The 715-nt window shown below is 68.3% G+C and carries 1 protein-coding gene and 1 pseudogene; both read right to left on the reverse strand.

The window, feature by feature from the left end; all coding sequences use genetic code 11:
• On the reverse strand, nt 1-430 hold a 430-nt coding region (locus A5622_RS11615), incomplete at its 3' end, for a translation initiation factor IF-2 N-terminal domain-containing protein (protein WP_197507998.1).
• A 74-nt stretch (nt 431-504) separates the two neighbouring features.
• Nucleotides 505-715, reverse strand: a pseudogene (locus A5622_RS28160) (YlxR family protein); the annotation flags it as partial.

A 715-nucleotide genomic window follows, 5' to 3' on the forward strand; every position in this document is an offset into this window, starting at 1 on the left:
CGGGCGCGGGTGGTTTGGGCTGTCCCGGGGCCGGGGCGGAGGGCCGGGCCGGGGCCGGGCCCGGACGGGCCGGGGCCTCGGTGGGCGCGGCCGCGGAGGCCTGGGGCGCGGCGGGCTTGGCGGGCGTCGCGGTCGCTTCGCCGTTGCCGCCCGCGGTGCCGATGGCGCTGTCGAGGGCCTTGTCGAGCGATTTGTCGGGGGACTTGGCGGCGGGCGCCTTGGCCCCGCCCTGTGCCGCGGCTTTCGCGGGGGCCTTCTCGGCGGACTTGCCGCCGCCGAAGGATTCGCGCAGCCGGCGAGCAACCGGAGCTTCTACCGTCGACGATGCTGATTTAACGAATTCGCCCTGATCATTCAGTCGGGCGAGGACTTCCTTGCTGGTGACACCGAGTTCCTTAGCCAACTCGTGTACGCGGGCCTTACCTGCCACTACATCTCCTGTCTATGAGGCGACAGTCGTGGGGCCGCGCCTCGGGAATTAGCTGTAACGCATAGGAATGCGAATCATCGGGACTTCACGGTGTGCTCATGTTCTTTGCTACCTGTTCTGTTGCCGGGTAGATCGGGCGCATTTAGAGACTCCCAGGAACTCTACGTGCTCGACCACCGCGGATGTATCCGGTGAACCGGTGATGCGCAGCGCTCTGGTGAAAGCCCGCCGCCGGATTGCCTGTTGCGCGCACTGCGGCCCGGGATGCAGCCATGCACCCCGCCC

Origin of the sequence: Mycobacterium sp. 1245801.1, assembly GCF_001673055.1 — a bacterium.
GTDB classification, from domain to species: domain Bacteria; phylum Actinomycetota; class Actinomycetes; order Mycobacteriales; family Mycobacteriaceae; genus Mycobacterium; species Mycobacterium europaeum_A.